Below are 2,032 nucleotides of genomic sequence, written 5' to 3'. Positions count from 1 at the left end.
TCGAATGAAGTGTTCCGGTGCGTTGAACGGGTGTTCCTCAAGGAGTTTTACCCGGTAGAAATACGCGTGGATTATCTGGTGCGATAACACGTGCTTCAGTGAAGAGGGTGGTTCTATAATCATCTGTGGAGTATCAACAAAAAGCTCCCGGAATCCTTTATTCCCAGCCAGCTGGTTGATATCGATGGGCAGCGGTGTTTCCACGAGTGGGAACTCATACAAGTTTTTCCAAATATCTTGCTCCTCTCTTCGCGTAATGTAAGTAAAACCATTATCTACAATATAGAAATAGTTGAAGTATCGTTTCCTCGCTTTTGTTTTTTTTCTTGTTACTGGGAAATTAGCCACCTCGTTTCTCGCGTAAGCCATGCAGGATCCTTGGAGTGGGCAATCGATGCATTCCGGTTGCAGGGGAGTGCATACGAGGGCTCCAAAATCCATGACTGCCTGGTTGAAGGAGGCCGGGTCTTCGGGGGGTAGTAGCGACTGCACGATCTCTGTGATAACTCTTTTTCCTTTCGCGGCGTGAATGGACTCCTCTATCGCGAATAGTCGGGCAAACACTCGCAGCACGTTGCCGTCTACTGCCGCGTAAGGCTTGTTAAACGCGATGGACGATATGGCTGCCGCGGTATATTCACCCACCCCCTTTAACGAAAGGATCTCTTGGTATCGTGTAGGAAATTTTCCTTTAAAGCGGTTCGTGATATCTAGAGCGGCCGCGTGCATATTTCGTGCTCGGGAATAGTAGCCAAGCCCTTGCCATATCTTTAAGACTTCCTCTTCGCTAGCAGCCGCGAGCGAATGCACATTGGGGAACCGGCGTGTGAATCGCGTGTAATAATCCCATCCTTGTGCTACTCGGGTCTGTTGTAGGATTATTTCCGAAACCCAAATAAGATAAGGATCGGTAATCCCTCTCCAGGGGAGGTCGCGTTTATTTGCTCTATACCAATTTAATAAATGCCGAGTGATGGGCGACATTAATGTTGATTTTTCCATAAACTTTTTTGATTCTACCCCGCGAATCTACATTAAAAAGTTCAGCTTACTCGAAAATATGTGAAAAACAGAAAAATTCACTCTATTTATTTCTCACGTTAAAAAAAAAGCTATATATTTGCAGTCCAAATTTTTACTAATCAATTCACGATATTATTATTTATATTTAAAATATAGAAACAATGTCTAAAGCAGACATTGTAAACGAGATTGCAAAAAATACCGGAGTAGACAAAGCGTCGGTACTGGCAACGGTTGAATCGTACATGGAAGTGGTGAAAGATTCGTTGGCTAGCAATGAAAACGTGTACTTGAGAGGTTTCGGAAGCTTCATCGTTAAGAGAAGAGCCCAGAAAACGGCACGTAATATTTCAAAGAACACCACCATCAGCATTCCCGAGCACAAGATACCTGCTTTCAAGCCGGCAAAAACCTTTGTTGCCCAGGTAAAAGAGGCTAAGTTTTAATTTAAAAAAAAGATAAAATGCCAAGCGGAAAAAAAAGAAAAAGGCATAAGATGTCTGTTCACAAGCGTAAAAAAAGACTGAGAAAAAATAGGCATAAGAAGAGGAAATAGGCCCGTAGCATTTTTTACAGTTATATGTACAGGAACAAACTTAAGAAAACCTCACGGGCATTAAGTTTGTTCTTTGCATATGAAGGGAAATAGTTCAAGCGTGAACATTTCTTCTGTTGTGACGACAGAAACCCGTGAAATATTATTTAAATCATTAAAAACGAACAATTGTGACAAGCGAACTTGTTGTAGATGTTCAACCCAAGGAAATTACTATCGCTGTGCTCGAAGACAAGAAACTAGTAGAGCTACAGCAAGAGAGTCAAGACGAATCTTTCTCGGTTGGAAACATCTACGTGGGCAAAGTGAAAAAACTGATGCCCTCCCTAAACGCAGCATTTGTCAATGTGGGGCACAAAAAGGACGCGTTTCTTCACTATTTGGATTTGGGGGTTGAATTCAACTCGATTCTGAACTTTCAGAAGCATGTTGAAGACAAAAAAAAGATTCCGC

The 2,032-nt window shown here is 42.3% G+C and carries 3 protein-coding genes; 2 read left to right on the top strand and 1 reads right to left on the bottom strand.

Annotated elements, in window-relative coordinates:
• Window positions 1-1,002 (bottom strand): A/G-specific adenine glycosylase (gene mutY, locus GX117_00015; protein ID NLO31728.1); only part of this gene is annotated, 1,002 nt, incomplete at its 3' end.
• A 182-nt stretch (window positions 1,003-1,184) separates the two neighbouring features.
• Here mutY and GX117_00010 point away from each other — a divergent pair.
• Together GX117_00010 and GX117_00005 are read left to right on the top strand one after the other, a co-directional pair.
• The gene (locus GX117_00010) at window positions 1,185-1,469 is read left to right on the top strand and encodes an HU family DNA-binding protein (GenBank protein ID NLO31727.1); all 285 of its coding nucleotides are present in this window, start codon (window positions 1,185-1,187) and stop codon (window positions 1,467-1,469) included.
• A gap of 280 nt (window positions 1,470-1,749) precedes the next feature.
• On the top strand, window positions 1,750-2,032 hold a 283-nt coding region (locus GX117_00005), incomplete at its 3' end, for a ribonuclease E/G (protein ID NLO31726.1).

The sequence above is a fragment of the Candidatus Hydrogenedentota bacterium genome (genome assembly GCA_012523015.1).
Taxonomy (GTDB): Bacteria; Hydrogenedentota; Hydrogenedentia; order Hydrogenedentales; family CAITNO01; genus JAAYBJ01.
Note: the sequence above shows the minus strand (reverse complement) of the source record. Positions and strands in the feature narration are given on the sequence as shown.